Genomic DNA, 19,235 nt, shown 5'->3' with positions numbered 1-19,235 from the left:
CACCCGGCGGGTTCTAGCACCCGGGCGGGGCGGTCGCCTCGCCCGGGCACTGCAGCCCATCGTGCCGGGCGTCCGGAAGGTGTCGCTCCGCCCAGCCCCGCAGTTCCTTCAGGGCCGGCTCCAGGGCCGCGCCGGCGTCGGTCAGTCGGTACGAGACGCGCAGTGGCGGTCCCTCGTCCACCTCGCGCAGGACGAGCCCCGCCGCGCCCAGCTCCGTCAGCCGGTCCGACAGCATGCGTTCGCTGATGCCCGGGATGGCCCGGCGCAGGTCGGAGAAGTGGACCGGGCGCTCCATCAGCACGGCGACGATCAGGCCGGTCCAGCGTTTCCCGAGCAGTCCGAAGACGCGCGCGATCGAGACGTCCACCGTCTTGCAGGGCTCAGGTACCGCTTCCTCCATGCCTGGAGTGTACTGCAATCCCTATTGGAGGTGAAAAAAAGTAAGTAGCTGTGCTACCAATAGGGACACACGGAACGGCAGCGCGCCTGCCGCGTATCAGTCGTGCCGTTCCCCTCCCTGTTGGAGATTTCTGATGGCAACGCTGCTGCACCTCGACTCGTCGCTGTTCCCCGAGTCCGCCTCCGCCTCCCGGTCGGTCACGGCGGCCTTCCGCAAGGCATGGGAGGAACAGCACCCGGACGGCACCGTCGTCTACCGGGACCTGGCCATCGACCCGGTGCCGCACCTGGACGCCCTCACCGCGTCCGCCGGGTTCACCGCGCCGGCCGACCGCACCCCGGAGCAGGCGGCGGCCTTCGCCCCGCGCGAGGAGCTGATACAGCAGCTGGAGAACGCGGACGCCGTGCTCATCGGGGCCCCGATGTACAACTTCACGGTTCCGTCCACGCTGAAGGCCTGGCTCGACCAGGTGATCCTCATGGGCCGCACCGCCGGGGTCGAGGAGTCACCGATCAAGGGCACCCCTGTCTACATCGTGGCCAGCCGCGGCGGTTCCTACGCCCCCGGCACGCCCCGCGAGGGCTACGAGTACGTACAGAACTTCCTCCAGGCGCTCCTGGGCGACATGCTCGGCATGGCCGTCGACTTCATCGTCCCCGAGCTCACCATGGCCCACTCCAACCCCGCCATGGCCGAACTGGTCCCGCTCGCCGACGCCTCGAAGGCCAAGGCCCACGAGGACGCCGCCACCAAGGGCAAGGCCGCCGCACTGAAGGCCGCCGCCTGACACGCCGTACGACGCCTCCCACGTCCGCGTCGCCCGAGCAGGCGACGCGGACGCCGGGCTGGGGCCCACCGTAAGCCCGACCCGGTGACCGGCGGCGAAAGTGACACCGCCGAAGGCGACCGGGCCGACCGCACCCCGCCCGGCCTTGCCGCTCTCGCGCGGGCCGGCGCCGCCGCCCCGCACGCCGATGGGCACGTCGGCCGCGGCGGCGGCATCCTGCACCGCCCGGCAGCACCCCTGGGACCCGGAGTCGACGTTCGGCGTTCTATCGTCCGTGGTCCGCCGCAACCGTTCCTCGTCGTGAGCCCCGCCCGCGCTCTGCGGGCGGGGCTTCCGTCATGCCCGGCGGGCAGTCACCGCACTCCACTCTGTGCGAGCTATTGACATGACATTTGGACAGGCGTCATCGTACTGGCACTAGAGCGCGCTAGTAGAGCGCGTCAGAGATGTCATGGCCGGTCCGGGGCAGGAGCGTGCCTGGCTGATCTCCGACGACCCCGGCGGCTGGAAGGACTCCCTCATCGGCGACTCCCCCGTCCACGGCTTCGAAGGCATCCGCTTCCACACCCGCCCCAAGGTCGTCACCACCCGCTGGAAGGACACTCCATGGCAACGACGCCATCCCCGCTCCGTACCGTCGTGGGCAACCTGTGCCTGGGTTCCGCGCCCGACTCGTGGGGCGTCTGGTTCCCCGAGGACGCCCACCAGGTGTCGTACACCCGCTTCCTCGACGAGCTGGCCGCGGCTGGTTACACGTGGCTGGAGCTCGGCCCGTACGGCTATCTCCCCACCGACCCACAGCGGCTGAAGGAGGAACTCGACCGCCGCGGTCTGCAGGTGTCCGGCGGCACCGCGTTCGGTGCCCTGCACCGGCCGGAGGTCTGGGACGAGATGCTCGCGCACGTCCGGCAGGTGGCCGCGCTGACGGCCGCCGCGGGCGCCCATCACCTGGTCCTGATCCCGCCGATGTACCGGGACGAGAAGACCGGCGCGTTCACCGAGTCGCCCGAGCTGACCGCGGCGCAGTGGGCGGGCTTCGGCAGGAACGCGGACCGGCTGGGCAGGCTCCTGCTCGACGAGTACGACGTGCGTCTCGTCGTCCACCCGCACGCCGACAGCCACCTCCAGACCCAGCCGGAGATCGAGCGGCTGCTGAACGAGTCCGACAGCCGGTACACCAACCTCTGTCTGGACACGGGGCATGTGGCCTACGGCGGTGGGGACAACCTCGACCTGATCCGCCGGTTCGGCGAGCGGGTGGGCTACGTCCACATCAAGCAGATGGACCCCGAGGTCCTCGCCCAGGTCCACGACGAGGACCTGTCGTTCGGCGAGGCGGTCAAGCGCGGCGTGTGTGTCTCGCCCCCGGCCGGTGTACCGAACCCGGCCGACGTGGTGGCCGAACTGTCCCGGCTGGACGCGGAGTTGTTCGTGATCGTCGAGCAGGACCTGTACCCGTGCGCTCCCGATGTGCCGCTGCCCATCGCGGTCGGCACCCGTGAGTACCTGGCCGGTTGTGGCCTCACCGGAACCCGACGCCCCGACGCCGACAAGTAGGAGGTGCCCATGGACGTCAGCGACGACACGACCCGGGCCTCCACCCCCACCTCCGAGGCCACCCCTGCCACCACCGTCCCGGACGACGCGGCGCCGACGGTCTCCCGGCGGCTGCGGATCATCACGGTCATCGCCACCTTCGGTGGCCTTCTCTTCGGCTACGACACCGGTGTGATCAACGGTGCTCTGCCGTACATGACCGACGACCTGGGCCTGACTCCGGTCACCGAGGGCATGGTCACCAGCTCGCTGCTGCTGGGCGCCGCGCTGGGCGCTATCACCGGCGGCCGGCTGTCGGACGCGCGGGGCCGGCGGCGCACGATCCTCACGCTGGCCGTGCTGTTCTTCATCGGAGCACTCGGCTGCACGCTCGCCCCGACCACGGCGGTCATGGTCGTGGCGCGGTTCGTGCTCGGCCTCGCAGTCGGCGGCGCGTCGGTGACCGTGCCCGTCTACCTCGCGGAGGTCTCCCCCGCCGAGCGGCGCGGCGCGCTGGTCACCCGTAACGAGCTCATGATCGTCAGCGGTCAGCTGCTGGCGTTCACGTCCAACGCGATCATCGCGCGGGTGGGCGGCGAGTCCGGCGGGGTCTGGCGTTGGATGCTGGTGATCGCCACGGTCCCGGCGGTCGTGCTCTGGTTCGGCATGCTGGTCATGCCGGAGAGTCCGCGCTGGCTGGCCTCGAGGAGCCGTCACACCGAGGCCCTGGACGTGCTCAGGCAGGTGCGGTCCCGGCAGCGGGCCGAGGCCGAGCTCGCCGAGGTGACCGCGCTCGCCGTCAAGGACGAGCAGGAGAAGCTGGGCGGCTGGCAGGACGTCAAGGGCGTGCCGTGGGTGCGCAGGCTGATGTTCATCGGTTTCGGCATCGCGATCGTGCAGCAGATCACCGGTGTCAACACGATCATGTACTACGGCACCCAGATCCTCACCGACGCCGGCTTCGCCGCCGACAGCGCGCTCACGGCCAACATCGCCAACGGTGTGATCTCGGTGCTGGCCACCTTCGTCGGTATCTGGCTGCTCGGCCGGGTGCCCCGGCGTCCGATGCTGATGACCGGTCAGCTGGGCACGACGGCGGCCCTGTTGCTGATCGGTGTCTTCTCCCTGGTGCTGCCCTCCGGCGACGGCCGGGCGTACGCCGTGCTGGCGATGACCGTCACGTTCCTCGCCTTCCAGCAGGGGGCGATCTCGCCCGTGACGTGGCTGATGCTGTCGGAGATCTTCCCGATGCGGATGCGTGGCTTCGGGATGGGGATGGCGGCCGTGGTGCTGTGGCTGACCAACTTCGTGATCGGACTGGTCTTCCCGTCCCTCGTCTCCGGGATCGGGATCTCCAACACCTTCTTCCTCTTCGTGGTGGCGGGCCTGGTCTCCCTCACCTTCGTCAAGCGCTACGTCCCCGAGACCAAGGGCCGCACCCTCGAAACGCTCGAAGCGGAACTCCGGGCGCGCTTCTCCTGAACTTGGCTGTTCCCAGAAAGGAACCACCACCCATGACTGTGCGCGTAGGTGTCATCGGCGCCGGCTGGATCGGCAAGGAGCACATCCGGCGCCTCACCGAGGCTGTCACAGGCGCCCGCGTCACCGCGGTCACCGACATCGACGTGGCCCGCGCCGAGGAGGCGGCGGTGCCGGTCGGTGCCCGGGTCCTGCCCGACGGCGCGTCCCTGATCGCGGCGGAGGACGTCGACGCCGTCCTGGTGACGTCCTGGGGCCCGACCCATGCCGAGCACGTGCTGAACGCGCTGGCCGCCGGGAAGCCGGTGTTCTGCGAGAAGCCGCTGGCCACGACCGCCGAGGACTGTCTGAAGATCGTCGAGGCCGAGACCGCGCTCGGCCGCCGCCTGGTCCAGGTGGGCTTCATGCGCCGCTACGACACCGGTTACCGGCAGATGAAGCAGGTCATCGACTCCGGTCGGATCGGTGAGCCGCTGATCGTGCACTGCGCCCACCGCAACCCGTCCGTCCCGGAGTCGTACACCTCCGGCATGGCCGCCCTGGACACGGCGGTGCACGAGGTGGACGTGCTGCGCTGGCTGCTCGACGACGAGATCGTCTCCACGCAGGTGGTCACCCCACGCTCCACGAGCAAGCGGTTCGCCCATCTCAAGGATCCGCAGATCATGCTCTTCGAGACCGCGAAGGGCGTCCGCGTCGATCTGGAGGTCTTCGTCAACTGCCAGTACGGCTACGACATCCAGTGCGAGACGGTGGGCGAGGAGGGCCTGGTACGGCTGCCCGACCCGGCCGCCGTCGGCGTGCGCACCGCCGGACAGAACCGCACCGAGGTGCTCACCGACTGGGTGGGCCGCTTCGCGGACGCCTTCGACACCGAGTTCCGTGAGTGGATCGCGGGCGTCGCCGCCGGCGCCGAGTCCACCGGCCCCTCGGCATGGGACGGCTACGCGGCCACCGTCATCACCAGCGCCACCGTCGAGGCCCTGGGGTCGGGCCGCGTCGTGGCCACAGACCTCAAGCCCCGGCCCGCACTCTACGGAGGCCTCGCGTGAAAATCGCCCTCGACCCCTACATGTTCCGGGCCCTGCCCCTCGACGACATGGTGCGCACGGTCGCCGAACTCGGTTATTCGTACATCGAGTTGTCGCCGCGCGAGGACTTCATGCCGTTCTTCCTGCATCCGCGGGCGGACGACGAACGCATCGGCGCACTCAAGAAGTCCCTGCGTGAGCACGGCGTTCAGCTCTCCTCCGTCCTGCCCCTCTACAAGTGGTCCTCCCCCGACGAGACCGAACGACAGGCAGCCGTCCGCTACTGGAAGCGGATGATCGAGATCACCGCGGACCTCGAATGCCCGCTGCTGAACTCGGAGTTCAACGGCCGTCCCGAGCGTGCCGCCGAGAGCGAGGCCGCCTTCTGGCGTTCCCTGGAAGAGCTGCTGCCCCTTTTCGAACGGGAGGGCATCGCTCTGAACCTGGAGGCGCACCCGGACGACTTCTGCGAGGAGAACACCCCCGCGGTCGACCTCGTCCGGGCGATCAACAAGCCCTGGGTGAACTACCTCTACTGCGCCCCGCACACCTTCCACCTGTCGGGCGCCGATCCGACGGCGGACATAGCGGCGATGATGCGTTACGCCGGCGACAAGCTGAAGCACGTGCACATCGCGGACTCCTTCAACCACAAGGGTTCCTCCGGCCTGCGCTACATCCTCAACCCGCCCGGCACGCCCGCCCGCATCCACCAGCACCTGGACATCGGACAGGGCGAGGTCGACTGGGACGTGTTCTTCGGCACCCTGCGCGAAATCGACTTCGACGGAGTCGCGACGTCCTGCGTCTTCGCCTGGGAGGAACGCGCCCGAGAATCGTCCGCGTTCATGCTCGACCGCATCACCGCTGAACTCGCGGAGTCCTCCGGCTAGCGCTCAACGGTTTCAGTCCGCCTGTCCGCCCCTCCGGGACGGACGGACCCGGCCCACCAGCAGAACGGCTCCCCGCCGAACGAGCGGCGGGGAGCCTGGAACGCCGTACGGCGGTTCGGGGTGGTTACCGGGCCGCGGCCATCTCCTTGGCGTTGTTGCGGCGGGTCCGCTCCCGGACGAGCGAGATCGCGACGACCAGCGCGGCGACGAGCACGGAGAGCAGGACCTGGCTGCGGCCACCGCCCTCGCTGTCGTCGGTGAGCATGTAGAGGAGCACGAAGGCGATCATCCCGATCGTCGCCCACGTCAGGTATGGGAACAGCCACATCCGGACGACGAGCTTCTCCGGGCTCTCGCGCAGGATGATCCCCCGCATGCGCAGTTGCGAGAAGCAGATGACCATCCACACGAAGAGCGCGACCGCGCCCGAGGAGTTCAGCAGGAACTGGAAGACTGTGTCGGGCCACAGGTAGTTGAAGGCGACCGCGAGGAAACCGAAGGCCACCGAGGCCAGGATCGCGGGCTGCGGTACACCGCGGGCGTTCGTGCGGACGAAGGCCCGCGGGGCGTCGCCGCGCTGGCCGAGGGAGAAGGCCATCCGGGAGGCGGTGTAGAGGCCGGAGTTGAGACAGGACAGCACCGCGGTCAGCACGATGAAGTTCATGATCTGCCCGGCGTGCGGGATGCCGATGGTGTCGAGGGCCGCCACGTACGAGCCGTTCTTGGCGATCGAGGGGTCGTTCCACGGCAGCAATGCGAGTACGACGAGGATCGAGCCGACGTAGAAGACGCCGACCCGCCAGATCACGCTCCTGGTGGCCTTGGCGACGGCCCGCCGCGCGTCCGGGGACTCACCGGCGGCGAGGGTGACGATCTCGCTGCCCATGAAGGAGAAGACGACCAGCAGGATGCCGGTGAGGATCGCGCCAGGTCCGTTGGGCAGGAATCCGCCGTGTGCGGTGAGGTTGTCGAAACCGGTGGCGGCGTGGTCGGAGCCGGGCAGCACACCGAAGACCGCCAGGCCGCCGAGGATGATGAAGCCCGAGATGGCGACGACCTTGATGCCCGCGAACCAGAACTCGAACTCGCCGAAGGACCCGACCGAGGCCAGGTTGGTGGCGGTGAGCACCACCATCACGATCAGTGCCCAGGCCCACTGCGGTACGGCCGGCACCCATCCCTCCAGGATCACGGCACCCGCGGTCGCCTCCACGGCGAGCACCACGACCCAGAAGAACCAGTACAGCCAGCCGATCGAGAACCCGGCCCAGCGGCCGAGCGCCCGGTCCGCGTAGGCGGAGAAGGAGCCTGAGGACGGGTTGGCCGCGGCCATCTCGCCGAGCATCCGCATGACGAAGACGACCAGGGCGCCGACGAGGACGTACGAGACCAGGATGCCGGGCCCGGCGGCGGCGATACCGGAGGCGGAGCCCACGAAGAGGCCGGCACCGATCACCCCGCCGATGGCGATCATCGACAGATGGCGGTTCTTGAGACCGGCTCGCAGACCTGCCTGCTCCGGAGGCCCGCCGTCGGCGGGCGGAGTGCCGTCGGGGGGCAGCGAATCGAGGGGACGTGTAGTCATGTCGACATCCAGTGAGTGGTGGGGAGGGCCATGGGGAGTGGCTGCCCGGATCGACGGATGAGTCGGGCATGCATGGTCCTGGCGTTCCCGAAAGCGTTCACAGCCGCGGAGCGCTCCGACTCCTTGTGGGAGGTGAGCCGCGTCACTTACGGAATCTGATTTGCGCAAGCGTATGGGGGCTCAGAGGGCGCGGTGTTGGTTCCGGAGTACAAACTCGGCCCCGATGGTTGTCCTGCCGGCCAATGCGGAGCCGGTTTCAGCTGGTGGGCGGCAGCCGCAACTGGAGCATGGCCAGCAGCCGCTGGTCGGGGCGGCCCAGATCGAGACCGGTCAGCTCCTCGGCCCGACGGATGCGGTAGCGCAGGGTGTTGGGGTGCACATGCAGCTGGGCGGCGGCGGCCCGGACGTCACCGAAGGAATTGAGATAGGCCAGCAGTGACTCGGCCAGTCGGCCCTGGTGGCGGCTGTCGTGCGCCACCAGGGTGGTCAGTCGTGGATCCCGTATCTCGGGGTGGGTGGAGAGCAGCGTGAGCATCTCGCTGACCAGTACTTCCGCCTGGATGTCCGGCAGCGCGGCGACCGCGGTGGACAGGCCGGCGCCCATCATCGCGTCGAGGATGCGATCGGCCTCCCGGCGCGACTCGGGGGCGTTCCCGAGCCCGGAGACCACGCAGCCGACCGAGCCGCGCAGGTGCAGGCCCAGGTGGCGGCGGGCGGCGTCGGTGATGTCCTGGCCCCAGCCGCGCAGCGTGCAGGTGTCGATGCTGCGGGGCAACTGCGGCAGGAGCACGTAGATACGAGGGTCGAGCTGGGTGACCAGCGCGCTGCGGTGCCGTGCGGCGATGTGCACGGAGATCAGGTTGGTGACCTCGGCGTGGGTCAGCTCCGGCGCGCCGCCCATGTGCCCCGTGTCCGCCGCGGTGGCTCCCGTGGTTCCGTAGGAGAAGCCGAGCACGGCGGCGGGGCGGGAGGCGTCGAATCCCAGGTGGGTGGCGAGCGGCTGGGGCCCGGTGCTCCCCTCCAGCAGTCCGGCCAGCAGGGTCCGCGTCAGGGTGAGGTCCTCGGAGAGCTCGCGGCGACGGCGTACCAGGTGGTGTGCGGCGACCCGGGCGGCACCCAGCAGTGCCTGCTCCGAGTGTTCGGACAGGGGCGTCGAGCCCTCCTGCACCCAGATGGTCCCCAGTTGCCGCTCCCCGGACCGGATGGCCACCGCGAGTCGACGGCGGATGCCCAGCTCCGGGTGGCTGTCGATGCCGATGACCTGGTCGCTGGAGTGCAGATGCTGGAACACGCCCCACTCGCGCAGCTTCGCCAGATACGCCTCCGGTCCCTGCCAGCCGAGGATGGAGCGCCGCCGCAGGTCGTCGATCTCGTCGGAGTCGGTGGAGCGGGAGTAGGCCAGCACCCGGTTGGCGGCGTCCTCGATGCTGACGATGCCGCTGGTGAGGATGGCGGTGGTCTGGGCGAGCGAGAACAGATCGCCCTCCTCGGCCCCTTCACCGGGGCGGCCCGGAGGCGCGTCGTCGAGGGCGGCGCGGGCCAGCGCGTTCACCTGCTCCCAGCGTGCCTCGCCGCGCAGGGAGAGCAGAGCCACACCGGCCTCGGCGGCGGTCTCGCCGAGCGCCGCGGCCTGGCCGGGACCGTCCAGTTTGACCACGACTGCGGCGGCCGAGTCGCGGGCGGCGGCCCGCAGTGCGGGCAGGGCGGCGCGGCCGCGGGCGCCGATGACGAGGACCAACTCGCCCGGCTGGGCGGTCGGAGGGTCCTCGGGGTCCAGCAGGGCGACACCTCGGATCTCGACGTCCAGGCCGGCGGGGGCGGCCTGGACCTCCACCAGCGAGTCGCCCAGCGCCATCAGCAACTGGCGCAGGCTGATGCTCGCTGGGGGCGGAGTGACCGCGGCCGGATCCATGAACGTCGCCTCTGCTGGGAAACACGCAGGTCCTCGATGCTATCCCTCCGGGTGGCGGGGACCGAAGACGCTCCGGGAAGCCCCTCGTCCCAGCAACCCGTGGCAGCGGGCGTCGGAGGTCCCTTCAGGGCCGGTGCGCCGCCGCGATCCGTTCGTGGAACGGGCAGCGGCGCACCGCGTCCGTGCCCTGCGGCCGAGAGCGTCACGGACGCCGCCCGCGGCCAAGTCGCGGACGGCGGGCGGGCCTTCGGGCAACAGCGCCCGCACGACCGGGAGAAGCGGGGGCGGTACTCGGCGAGGTCCTGTTCCTGGTAGACCTTGGCCACGTCGCCGTCGAGCAGTTCGAGGACGTGCGGCGCCGTCGAATCCAAGGAGGGGCGTCCCAGTGGCCGAGTTCCATCCCCCCATCGAGCCGTACGAGCACGGCATGCTCGACGTCGGCGAAGGCAACCGAGTGTACTGGGAGACCTGCGGAAATCCCGCGGGCAAGCCCGCTCTCGTCCTGCACGGCGGGCCGGGGTCCGGGGCGGGGCCGTTCTGGCGTCGGCTGTTCGACCCGGAGGCGTACCGCATCGTGCTCTTCGACCAGCGCGGGTGTGGCCGGAGCACGCCCGACGCCGCCGATCCGCACACCTCGCTGGACGCCAACACCACCCCGCATCTGATCGCCGACATCGAGCTGCTGCGGCGACACCTCGGCATCGAGAACTGGCTGGTCATGGGCGGCTCCTGGGGCGTGACCCTTGCCCTGGCCTACGCCGAGCAGCACCCCGGACACGTGTCCGAGCTGGTGCTGTTCAGCGTCACCAGCACCACCCGCCGCGAGGTGGAGTGGCTCACCCGGGACATGGGGCGGGTCTTCCCCGAGGAATGGGCCCGGTTCCGCGACGCCGTACCGGAGCCGGAGCGCGACGGCAGTCTGGTGGACGCGTACGCCCGGATGCTCGCCGACGCCGATCCGGCCGTACGGGAGCGGGCGGCGCGGGAGTGGTGCCGGTGGGAGGACGTGCACGTGTCCACCCACCCGGGACACCAGCCCGACCCCCGGTTCGAGGACCCGCGCTTCCGGCTGCGCTTCGCCCGTCTCGTCACGCACTACTGGCGGCACGCCGGCTTCCTGGAGGATGGAGCCCTGCTGCGCGACGCCGGGAAGCTCGCCGGCATTCCCGGCGTGATGATCCACGGGCGTCTGGACATCAGCAGTCCCCCGGACATCGCGTGGCGGCTGGCTCAGGTGTGGAAGGACGCGGAGCTCGTGCTGATCGGCGAGGAGGGGCACGGGCTGTCGGGGAATGCCACGGCGGAGGCGGTGTTGGCGGCTACGGACCGGTTCCGGCCGGTCTAGAACGCACGCGTCGTTGTCGCTGTCGTCCGGGGGTGCCCGTAGGAGCTGCCCGCCCGTGCCATGACGGCCTCGGCGGGCAGCTTGCGTATCCGCGTGACCCGGGCCGGGTCAGACCAGTGGCCACAGGGCCGCGGTGAGGGCGAAGCCGGCGCATCCCATGGCGGTGGTCAGGACCGTCCAGGTGCGCAGGCCCGCCGCCACGTCGAGACCGGCGAGCTTGGTGAACATCCAGTACCCGGCGTCGTTGATGTGGGACAGCGAGAGGGCTCCGGCGCCCATCGCGAGGGCCACCAGGGACAGTTGGCCGGTGGACAGGTCGGCGCGGTGCAGCAGCGGGGTGAGGATGCCGGCGGTGGTGATGAGGGCGACGGTCGCCGAGCCCTGGGCCGCTCGAAGGGCGAGGGGCGTCAGGAAGGCCAGCTGCGGGCCTTCGTGTCGCGCACCGACGCCGTCGCGGTCGTCGAGATCACCGGTGAGCGGCTCGACCTGGTCCTACGGCTCTCCGGTGAGCTGCCCGGCCGCCCGCCCGAGGTCACCTTCACGACGTCCGCCGAGGCCACGGGGCGCGGTGAGGCGTCGCTCGCCGTCGTGGGGAGGTATCCGCCCGGCCCTGGCGCGGCGGGGTTCGCCGGCGTGACCCGGGTCGTCGTCACCGGCGGCCGGGTCGGGGCGGAGGGGGACGCGGTCCGTGTCGAGGGGGCGAGCCGCGTGGTCCTGCTGACGCGGATGGACCGGTCGTCGGCCCCTTCGGACGTCGAGAGGCTGCGCGCGGCCATGGCCGAACTGCCCGCCGACTACGACACGCTGCTCGCCCGGCACACGCCCGTCCACGGTGAGCTGTACGGCCGCGCCGAACTCGATCTGGGCGTCCCCGAAAGCGAGCGGCGACTTGCCGTGGGTGAGCTGATCGCTCGCGCCGGCACCGGGGAACTGGACGGCGCGCTGGTCGAGGCGCTGTTCCACTCCGGTCGCCACCTGCTGCTCAGCTCCAGCGGGGTGCTGCCGCCCCGGCTGACCGGACTGTGGCTGGGGGAATGGGGCGCCGCCTGGTCCGGTGACTTCACCACGGACGCCAACATCAACCTCCAGACGGCCGGGGCGGTCCTCACCGGCATGCCCGAACTCATCACGCCGTACGCCGCGTTGATCGGCGCGCAGATCGACGACTGGCGCACCAACGCCCGTACGGTCTTCGGCGCCCGCGGCGTCCTCGCGCCGAGCCGGACCGACGGGAGCACGGGCTGCTGTTCCACCTCGACGACGACTGGCCCTGGACGATGTGGCTGGCCGGAGCCGACTGGCTGCTGTTCCCGCTGTACGAGTACTGGCAGGCCTCCGGCGACGACGACTTCCTCGCCCGCGCTCTCGCGCCCTGGCTCGTGGAAGCCGCCGTCTTCTTCGAGGACTTCCTCACCCACGAGGACGCCGACGGGCACGTCGTCCTCGTCCCGTCCTACTCCCCCGAGGTCGGCCCGAAGGGCGTCCGGGGCGTCGCCGGTGTGAACGCCACCATGGACCTGGCCGCCGCCCGGCACGCGCTCACCACCGCGGCCGACGTCTGCGCGCACCTCGGCATCGAGCAGGACGCGGCGAACCGCTGGCGCACGCTGGCCGAGCGGCTGCCGCCGTATCGCGTCGACGGCCACGGAGCACTCGCCGAGTGGGCGTGGCCGGACCTGGAGACCGCCGACGACCACCGGCACATCAGCCACCTCTACCCGGTGTGGCCGTTGCACGAGATCACCCCCGACGACACCCCCGCCCTGGCGACCGCCGCGCGAGAGGCACTGCTGCGGCGCGGCGACGAGAACCTGTCCGCGCACGGCAGCCTGCACCGTGCCCTGGTCGCCGCCCGCCTGAAGGACAGCGAGACGGTGAAGGCGAACGTCCTGAAGATCCTGGGCCGGAACATGCTCTTCCGGTCGCTGATGACCTCGCACAACCCCGACCTGGAGACCTACAACGCGGGCGCCGCCCACTGCCTGCCGGCCGTGGTCACGGAGATGCTGATCGACTCCCGGCCCGGGGTCGTGGAACTCCTCCCCGCCCTGCCCCAGGAGTGGCGAACCGGCAGCCTGCGCGGCATCGCCACGCGAACCGGGGTGAGCGTCGACGGGCTGACGTGGGACACGGTGGAAGGCTTCGCCGGGGTGGTCCTCACCTCGCCCCTCGATCGGGACGTCACCCTCGTGTGCCGTGCTGCCGTGGACCGGCGGCGGACCGTGCACCTGTCGGCGTACTCCCCCACGACAGTCACCGTGCCGCTCGCTTGACCGTTCCTCCCGTGGCCGTCAGGTGCCGGCGCTGGGTGGCGTCGGTGGCGTTCCGGTCCCGGAGGACCAGGTCGGGGACGTCTCCCGTGGTTCTGGAATCCCTTGCTGCGGGGAAGTACGGCGTCTCTTCGTCCAAAGGAGCGCGCCCCCGAACGCGATCAGCGCGGCGGCGGCAAGAGCGGGGCCGCCCACCGTGAAGACCCGTTGAAGGGATGTCGCGGCGGCGTAGCCGGCGCCCGCTTCGGCTGAGGCCCACAAGCAGGCCGCGGCGGCACTGTAGGGAGCCATGCGGTGGTAGGGCAGGCCTGTGGCGCCGGCGAAGTGGGGGGCGAGGGTGCGGACCACCGGCACGAAACGGGCCAGGAAAACGGCTCGCCCGCCGTGGCGGGTCATCAGGGTCTCGGCCCGGTTCCAGGCGGCGCCGGGAACGCGACGGCCCATGCCGCCTGCGCGCAGCCGATGGCCCAGGAGCCTGCCGGTGCGGTGGGCGAGGAACTCACCCGCGACAACCGCTCCCGCCGCGGCCGCGACGACGAGTGGAAGGCTGATGTGGCCGGTGCGGGCCAGTGCGCCGGCCGTCATCAGCAGGGCGAGCGAGGGGATCAACGTCCCGATCAGGAGGTTCGACTCGGCGAATATCGCGAGCGCCACCACCGTGTAGGCGGCGGCTGGGGGAAGGTGGCCGAGGGTGTGGGAGAGGCTGTTCACCGCCACGCTTCCTTCAGCGGACGCTGCTGCTCGTGGGGCGAGGCAGGGGGGCGTCGCAGCTGCCAGACGTGTGCCGGGGGCAGGTTCGCCCACACCGGCCAGCGGCCGATGGCGTAGTCCCTCTGGTAGGCGGCCATGACCTCGTGCACCGCGGCGCGCCGACGTGCTTCCGCCCGTGAGGTGAGCAGGGTGCGGGCCCGGCGGGTGCCACGGGAGACGGGGTAGGTCAGGATTCCGCCGGGGTGCAGCAGCTCCATGTACCGGGCCATGACACGCTGGGCCTGGTCAGGGGTGTGGTGGGTGAGCGACAGCCCGGAGATGATCACGTCGTAGCGCTGGTCGGTGTCGAGCTCGTCGACGTACGCCTGGTGCACGCTCAACTGCGCGAGCCTGCCCGCCGGGTAGGGGTGGTTGGCGACGAGCTTCCGCAGCCGTGCCGCGCGGAGCGGGTTGGCCTCGACGACGTCCAGAAGGCTGCCTCGGGGAAGCTGCGATATCAAGGCGCGGGTGACCGCGCCGCTGCCGGCGCCCGCTTCCAGGACCGCCAGCGGCCGGGGTGCCTGGGCCCGTACCGGATCGGTCAGCAAGCGGGCCAGGGCCTTGCCGCCGGGAGCGGTCACGCCCGTGGCCCGCAGATCGCGGGCCGCTTCGACGAGGAACGTCCGGCCGTCGGCTCGACGCGGCCCCAGATCCCAGTGGTGAGCGGTGGTCCAGTCATTCATGGAAGAGACGCTAGAAACCGGATCCTTCGATCAAAACCGCCGTTGGGCGGCCACTTCCCCCTACGAAAGTAGGGGCCTGGCGTGGTAGATCGTCGAACGCGGAGGCGCGGAGGCCTGCCTAGCATGGCCAGCGTGAGCAGGAGCAAGGGTTCGAGGTGGGCCGCGTACGGGCGTGTGGGGCTCGTGGCGTTGTTGGTGGTGGCCGCCGTCCTGAACGACGAGTCGACCAACCACGGCCACCATGTGGTCCCCATCGCGGCCGTGGCCCTGCTGTGCGGGGCGGCCCTGCTCGTGCCCCGGCTGCGCTGGCCCCTCGCGCCGCTCCTGGTCACCGCGGCCGCGATGTGGTGGGGCTGGCCCATGCTGGGCCTGCTGGCGGTTGTCCTGTTCGACCTGGCCGTGGCCCGGCGGGCGTGGGTCGCCGTGGGCTGTGCCGTCGCCGCGCTGGGCGCCAACCTCCTCACCGGCCCGGCGACCTCGCTGTGGACGCCGGACCGGTACGGCTCCACTCTGTTCGTGCCCCTGCTGGCGATACTGGTCGGTCTGTGGCTGGGCAACCGTCGGCGCCTGGTCCGGGCGCTGGCCTCCCAGGTCGATCACCTGAGGGTGGAGTCGCAGCTCCGTGAGGAGGCGGCCCGTACCGCGGAACGGTCCCGTATCGCCGCGGAGATGCACGACGTGCTGGCCCACCGTCTGAGCCTGATCGCCCTGCACACCGGTGTCCTGGCCACCAGGACGGACGCGATGCCCGCGCAGGTCACCGAACGGCTCGGCCTGCTGCGCACCACCTCCACCGAGGCGCTGGCCGACCTGCGCGACGTTCTCGGCGCCCTGCGCGACCCCGACTCCACGCCGCCGGAGTCCGGTCTCACACCCGTCATGAGGGACGTGCGAGAGCTGGTCGACGAGGCACGCGCCGCGGGTCAGAACGTGCGGTTGACCACCGACGGCGTTCCCGAAGGTGTGCCCACCACGCACCGCCTGGCGGTGTACCGCATCGTCCAGGAAGCGCTGACCAACGCCCGCAAGCACGCCGACGGCGCCGAGGTGACCGTACGCGTCGACTACCGGGACGTGGCCACGGTCGTCGAGGTCACCAACACCCCCGGCACCCCCCACGCGGGTGCCGTCCACTCCGGATACGGGCTCGTCGGTCTGCGCGAACGCGTGACCGCCCTCGGCGGGCACCTGAATGTCGGGCCCGCCGGCGGGGGCGCCTGGCGGCTGGCCGCACGTATCCCCCACCCCGCCACCGGACAGAACGGCACCCGTACATGATCCGCGCCATGATCGTCGACGACGACGCCCTCGTCCGCCTCGGCCTGACCGACCTCCTCGACGGTGATCCGGGCATCGAGGTCGTCGCCCAGGCCACCGACGGGCTCCAGGCCGTCGAGCAGGCGACGGCCCACCGCATCGACGTGGCCCTGGTCGACGTGCGCATGCCCCGTATGGACGGCATCGCCGCCATCACCGGGCTGCGCGCACTGCCCCACTCCCCGAAGGTGATCACCCTGACCACCTTCGACCTCGACGAGTACGTCTACAACGCGCTCGCCGCGGGAGCCGACGGCTTCCTGCTCAAGGACACCGACCCGGCCGAGATACTGCGAGCCGTCCACGTGGTGGCGGCCGGCTCGGCCATGCTCCACCCCACCGCGGCCCGTCGGCTCATCGACCGCTACCACGCGACCACCCAGCCCAGGGCCACCACGGCCCACGCGCGCCTTGACCGGCTCACTCCCCGCGAACGCGACGTGCTCACCCTGCTGGCGCAGGGAGAAACCAACGCGGACATAGCCGCCCACCTCACCATGCGTGAAAGCACCGTCAAGGCCCACGTCAGCCGCATCCTGGCCGCGCTGGAGGTGACCAACCGCGTCCAGGCCGCCCTGCTGGCCCGCGACGCGGGACTCACCGGGTGAGTCTCGGAGGATGAGGGCCACCAGTACCGCGGTACTGGTCGTCGGCCGAAGTCGGTCCCGCGGTGCCGGGGTCGCGCCGGGATTCGCTCCTAGCTTGAGATCCGGGTCGTCCGACCCGTTCTCGTACCAATGTCTTCCCTGCTGGGAGTAACACCGTGGCTACGTTCCTCTACCGGCTCGGCCGGTTCTCGTTCCGGCGACGACGGCTCGTGCTGATGCTGTGGATCGTCGTTCTGGCAGCCGTCGGCACAGGGTCCACCAGTGTCAGCGGCAAGACGTCCGACGCCTTCACGCTGCCCGGCACCCAGTCGCAGAAGGCGACGACCTGCTGGGGAAGGAGTTCCCGCAGGCCTCCGCGGGCGGCGCCACCGCACGCGTCGTCTTCGGCATCGGCGGCAACGACATCGGCTTCAGCTCGATGATCACCAAGTGCGTCACCGCCGGAGCGCTCTACAAGGCAGCCGCCAACCTCACGGACGTGTCCGAACAGGCCCCCTGCGAACGCCGCCACCACTCGGGCGACACCGACACCGTGGGACAGAGGATCGAGACGACGGGGCAGCGACTCGACCGAGCCCTGGACGAAGTGAAGCGGCGTGCACCCCAGGCCCGCGTCTACGTCGTCGGCTACCCGGCCATCCTGCCCGCCACCGCATCCGCCTGCGACGGCGAGCTCCCCCTCGCCCCCGGCGACGTGACGTTCCTGCGCGAACAGGAAGGCAAGCTCAACGCCATGCTGCGCCAGCGCGCCGAGGCAGCCGACGCCACCTACGTCGACACCCACACCCCCTCCACCGGCCACGACGCCTGCTCGCCCCCGAAGACCCGCTGGATCGAGCCACTCGAACCGAGTAGCCCGGCGGCCCGCGTCCACCCCAACGCACGCGGCGAACGCGGCATGGCCGACGCCGTTCTGAGGGCCGTCAGGTCCTGAGCTGCGCCGCCGCGATCGCGACGGCCGTTCCGACCGACGAAGTGCCCTACCGTCCTCCTACTTTCGTAGGGGGAGACCGTCGCAGAAGGAGGGATCTAACGGTCGTCAAGAGTTTCTAGCGTCGAAACCATGAACGACTGGAAGACCTCTCACGACCGTGTTCTGGCACAGCGTCAGGCCGAAGGCTGGATGTTCCTGATCGAGGCGGTCCGCGATCTGCGGACGACCGGCGCGATCGCCCCGAGCGGCAAGGCCCTGTCCCGCTTGCTGACCCGTCCCGTACAGGTCCAGGCACCCCGCCCGCTGGCGGTCCTGGAAGCGGGCGCCGGCACCGGCGCGGTCACCCGCACGCTGATGCCCCAGCTGCCCGGGGGCAGCCGTCTGGACATCGTCGAAGCCAATCCGCGCTTCGCCACACGGCTGCGCCGCCTCGTGGACAGCCACCCGGAGGTGAAGGCAGAGGTCCACCAGGCGTACGTGGAGGAGCTCCACACCGACCAGCACTACGACGTGATCGTCTCCGGCCTGCCATTGACCAACTTCGAGCCGAAGCAGGTCGAGCGCATCATGGCCCGGTACATGGAACTGCTGCACCCCGGCGGGACCTTGACCTACTTCGCCTACCTCGGCACCCGCAGGGCCCGGACCCTGCTGTCATCGCGGGCGGAAGCGCGCCGGCACGCCGCGGTGGACCACATCATGGCCGGCTACCAGCGCAGCTACGCCACCGCCCGCTGGACGACGTGGGCCAACCTGCCCCCGGCCCACGTCTGGCAGCTGCAACGCCCCCTTGTCTCCTCCGACGACCAGCGGCACCGCGGGGACGGAGCACAGCGTTGACTCCGGCCGACTCCCTCGCCGCGCGCGAGTCGCACACGCCGTCACCTCCCCGACTGCGGCGGGTGCTCCGCGGCCCGCGTCCCGACGCCGTTCCCGCCCTGGTCGCCCGGGCCTGTGTCTTCGTGGGTCTCGTCGATGTCCTGGCCGGCGTCTTCACGCGGTTCCGGCAGAGCCGCGTGCACATGATCGCGGAGGTACTGCCCGGCGCGCTCGGCCCGTTCGCGGCCGCCCTCTCGCTCAGCACCGGTCTGCTGCTGCTCCTGCTGGCGCACGGGCTGCGCCGCCGCAAGCGCCGCGCCTGGCGCGCCGTCGTCGCCCTGCTGCCGGCGGGCGCCGTGGCCCAGTTCACCTACCGGCACTCGATCTTCGGCGTGCTGATCTCGCTGGCGCTGCTCTTCCTGCTGGTGCGGCACCGTGCCGAGTTCGCCGCGCTGCCCGATCCGCGCAGCCGCTGGCGCGCGCTCGCCAACTTCATCCTCATGGGCGCCGGTTCCGTCCTGCTCGGCCTGGTGATCGTGAGCGTCCACGGCAAGCGGATGGTCGGCGACCCGGGCCTGGCGGACCGTCTCGCCCACGTCCTGTACGGCCTGTTCGGCTTCGAGGGCCCGGTCGACTACGAGGGCAGCACCTCGTGGACCGTCGCCTTCTCGCTCGGCGCGCTCGGTCTGCTCACCGCGGTCACCACCATCTACCTGGCCTTCCGCCCCGAACACCCCGCCGCCCGCCTCACCGAGGAGGACGAGACGCGCCTGCGCGCCCTGCTCGACAAACACGGCCGCCGCGACTCCCTCGGCCACTTCGCCCTGCGCCGCGACAAGGCCGTCGTCTTCTCCCCCAGCGGCAAAGCAGCCGTCACCTACCGCGT

General features: G+C 70.8%; 16 protein-coding genes and 3 pseudogenes. 13 read left to right on the top strand and 6 right to left on the bottom strand.

The features are described from left to right. Positions 1-13: 13 nt before the first annotated feature. Positions 14-400, bottom strand: coding sequence for a winged helix-turn-helix transcriptional regulator (locus tag ACGFNV_RS38920; RefSeq protein ID WP_393629356.1), 387 nt, complete (start codon positions 398-400; stop codon positions 14-16). A 133-nt stretch (positions 401-533) separates the two neighbouring features. Between ACGFNV_RS38920 and ACGFNV_RS38915 the strand changes: the two genes are divergently transcribed. The 5 genes from ACGFNV_RS38915 (at position 534) to ACGFNV_RS38895 (ending at position 6,126) form a co-directional block, all read left to right on the top strand. Continuing rightward, positions 534-1,187 carry an FMN-dependent NADH-azoreductase gene (locus tag ACGFNV_RS38915; RefSeq protein ID WP_393629354.1) on the top strand — a complete coding sequence of 218 codons (654 nt, stop codon included), beginning with the start codon at positions 534-536 and terminating at the stop codon, positions 1,185-1,187. Between the two features lie 606 nt (positions 1,188-1,793). Beyond that, a complete protein-coding gene (locus ACGFNV_RS38910) occupies positions 1,794-2,744 on the top strand; it encodes a TIM barrel protein (RefSeq protein ID WP_393629352.1) in 951 nt (316 codons plus the stop codon). 9 nt (positions 2,745-2,753) lie between these two features. Beyond that, entirely contained in the window at positions 2,754-4,205 is a 1,452-nt protein-coding gene (locus ACGFNV_RS38905) for a sugar porter family MFS transporter (RefSeq protein WP_393629350.1), read from the top strand. 32 nt (positions 4,206-4,237) lie between these two features. After that, positions 4,238-5,254, top strand: coding sequence for a Gfo/Idh/MocA family protein (locus ACGFNV_RS38900; RefSeq protein ID WP_393629348.1), 1,017 nt, complete (start codon positions 4,238-4,240; stop codon positions 5,252-5,254). Beyond that, positions 5,251-6,126, top strand: a complete 876-nt coding sequence (locus tag ACGFNV_RS38895) for a sugar phosphate isomerase/epimerase family protein (protein WP_393629346.1) — start codon at positions 5,251-5,253, stop codon at positions 6,124-6,126. The genes ACGFNV_RS38900 and ACGFNV_RS38895 overlap by 4 nt, the downstream gene beginning before the upstream one ends. A 124-nt stretch (positions 6,127-6,250) precedes the next feature. Here the strand turns inward: ACGFNV_RS38895 and ACGFNV_RS38890 are convergent, their stop codons facing one another. Then, positions 6,251-7,711 (bottom strand): amino acid permease, encoded by a 1,461-nt coding sequence (locus ACGFNV_RS38890; protein ID WP_393629345.1) that lies wholly within the window; start codon positions 7,709-7,711, stop codon positions 6,251-6,253. 256 nt (positions 7,712-7,967) lie between these two features. Next, positions 7,968-9,623: a PucR family transcriptional regulator gene (locus tag ACGFNV_RS38885; protein ID WP_393629344.1), complete on the bottom strand. Its 1,656-nt coding sequence runs from the start codon at positions 9,621-9,623 to the stop codon at positions 7,968-7,970. Positions 9,624-10,008: 385 nt separating this feature from the next. Here ACGFNV_RS38885 and pip point away from each other — a divergent pair, with 385 nt between their 5' ends. After that, the gene (gene pip / locus ACGFNV_RS38880; protein ID WP_393629342.1) at positions 10,009-10,968 is read left to right on the top strand and encodes a prolyl aminopeptidase; all 960 of its coding nucleotides are present in this window, start codon (positions 10,009-10,011) and stop codon (positions 10,966-10,968) included. A 108-nt stretch (positions 10,969-11,076) separates the two neighbouring features. On the opposite strand, the gene ACGFNV_RS38875 is transcribed toward pip, so the two are convergent. Then, positions 11,077-11,328 carry a hypothetical protein gene (locus ACGFNV_RS38875; RefSeq protein ID WP_393629519.1) on the bottom strand — a complete coding sequence of 84 codons (252 nt, stop codon included), beginning with the start codon at positions 11,326-11,328 and terminating at the stop codon, positions 11,077-11,079. Between the two features lie 366 nt (positions 11,329-11,694). On the opposite strand from ACGFNV_RS38875, the pseudogene ACGFNV_RS38870 reads away from it, so the two are divergent. After that, a pseudogene (locus tag ACGFNV_RS38870) lies at positions 11,695-12,189 on the top strand (lectin); the annotation flags it as partial. 56 nt (positions 12,190-12,245) lie between these two features. Next, positions 12,246-13,241: a glycoside hydrolase family 95-like protein gene (locus ACGFNV_RS38865; protein ID WP_393629340.1), complete on the top strand. Its 996-nt coding sequence runs from the start codon at positions 12,246-12,248 to the stop codon at positions 13,239-13,241. A gap of 18 nt (positions 13,242-13,259) precedes the next feature. Here the strand turns inward: ACGFNV_RS38865 and ACGFNV_RS38860 are convergent, their stop codons facing one another. Then, on the bottom strand, positions 13,260-13,949 hold the full coding sequence (locus tag ACGFNV_RS38860; RefSeq protein WP_393629339.1) for a DedA family protein: 690 nt from the start codon (positions 13,947-13,949) through the stop codon (positions 13,260-13,262). Beyond that, positions 13,946-14,671, bottom strand: a complete 726-nt coding sequence (locus tag ACGFNV_RS38855; RefSeq protein WP_393629337.1) for a methyltransferase domain-containing protein — start codon at positions 14,669-14,671, stop codon at positions 13,946-13,948. The genes ACGFNV_RS38860 and ACGFNV_RS38855 overlap by 4 nt, the downstream gene beginning before the upstream one ends. A gap of 123 nt (positions 14,672-14,794) precedes the next feature. Between ACGFNV_RS38855 and ACGFNV_RS38850 the strand changes: the two genes are divergently transcribed. From ACGFNV_RS38850 to ACGFNV_RS38830, 5 genes and pseudogenes are all read left to right on the top strand, one after another. Further along, positions 14,795-15,949: a sensor histidine kinase gene (locus ACGFNV_RS38850; protein WP_393629335.1), complete on the top strand. Its 1,155-nt coding sequence runs from the start codon at positions 14,795-14,797 to the stop codon at positions 15,947-15,949. Next, the gene (locus tag ACGFNV_RS38845) at positions 15,946-16,596 is read left to right on the top strand and encodes a response regulator (protein WP_393629333.1); all 651 of its coding nucleotides are present in this window, start codon (positions 15,946-15,948) and stop codon (positions 16,594-16,596) included. The genes ACGFNV_RS38850 and ACGFNV_RS38845 overlap by 4 nt, the downstream gene beginning before the upstream one ends. A gap of 155 nt (positions 16,597-16,751) precedes the next feature. After that, positions 16,752-17,530 (top strand): annotated as a pseudogene (locus ACGFNV_RS38840) (SGNH/GDSL hydrolase family protein). A gap of 129 nt (positions 17,531-17,659) precedes the next feature. Continuing rightward, entirely contained in the window at positions 17,660-18,370 is a 711-nt protein-coding gene (locus ACGFNV_RS38835) for a class I SAM-dependent methyltransferase (protein WP_393629331.1), read from the top strand. Continuing rightward, positions 18,367-19,235: pseudogene (locus tag ACGFNV_RS38830) on the top strand (hypothetical protein); the annotation flags it as partial. The gene ACGFNV_RS38835 and the pseudogene ACGFNV_RS38830, both read left to right, overlap by 4 nt.

It is taken from the genome of Streptomyces sp. NPDC048751, from assembly GCF_043198595.1.
GTDB lineage: Bacteria > Actinomycetota > Actinomycetes > Streptomycetales > Streptomycetaceae > Streptomyces.
The sequence above is the reverse complement of the archived record's forward strand: the minus strand, read 5'-3'. Positions and strand labels throughout refer to the sequence as shown.

Excerpts from the sequence above, each read along its gene's own strand:
- ACGFNV_RS38920 (WP_393629356.1), bottom strand. The coding sequence starts at position 400 with ATGGAGGAAGCGGTACCTGAGCCCTGCAAGACGGTGGACGTCTCGATC.
- ACGFNV_RS38915 (WP_393629354.1), top strand. The coding sequence starts at position 534 with ATGGCAACGCTGCTGCACCTCGACTCGTCGCTGTTCCCCGAGTCCGCC.
- ACGFNV_RS38910 (WP_393629352.1), top strand. The coding sequence starts at position 1,794 with ATGGCAACGACGCCATCCCCGCTCCGTACCGTCGTGGGCAACCTGTGC.
- ACGFNV_RS38905 (WP_393629350.1), top strand. The coding sequence starts at position 2,754 with ATGGACGTCAGCGACGACACGACCCGGGCCTCCACCCCCACCTCCGAG.
- ACGFNV_RS38900 (WP_393629348.1), top strand. The coding sequence starts at position 4,238 with ATGACTGTGCGCGTAGGTGTCATCGGCGCCGGCTGGATCGGCAAGGAG.
- ACGFNV_RS38890 (WP_393629345.1), bottom strand. The coding sequence starts at position 7,711 with ATGACTACACGTCCCCTCGATTCGCTGCCCCCCGACGGCACTCCGCCC.
- ACGFNV_RS38885 (WP_393629344.1), bottom strand. The coding sequence starts at position 9,623 with ATGGATCCGGCCGCGGTCACTCCGCCCCCAGCGAGCATCAGCCTGCGC.
- ACGFNV_RS38865 (WP_393629340.1), top strand. The coding sequence starts at position 12,246 with ATGTGGCTGGCCGGAGCCGACTGGCTGCTGTTCCCGCTGTACGAGTAC.
- ACGFNV_RS38855 (WP_393629337.1), bottom strand. The coding sequence starts at position 14,671 with ATGAATGACTGGACCACCGCTCACCACTGGGATCTGGGGCCGCGTCGA.
- ACGFNV_RS38850 (WP_393629335.1), top strand. The coding sequence starts at position 14,795 with ATGGCCAGCGTGAGCAGGAGCAAGGGTTCGAGGTGGGCCGCGTACGGG.
- ACGFNV_RS38845 (WP_393629333.1), top strand. The coding sequence starts at position 15,946 with ATGATCCGCGCCATGATCGTCGACGACGACGCCCTCGTCCGCCTCGGC.
- ACGFNV_RS38835 (WP_393629331.1), top strand. The coding sequence starts at position 17,660 with ATGAACGACTGGAAGACCTCTCACGACCGTGTTCTGGCACAGCGTCAG.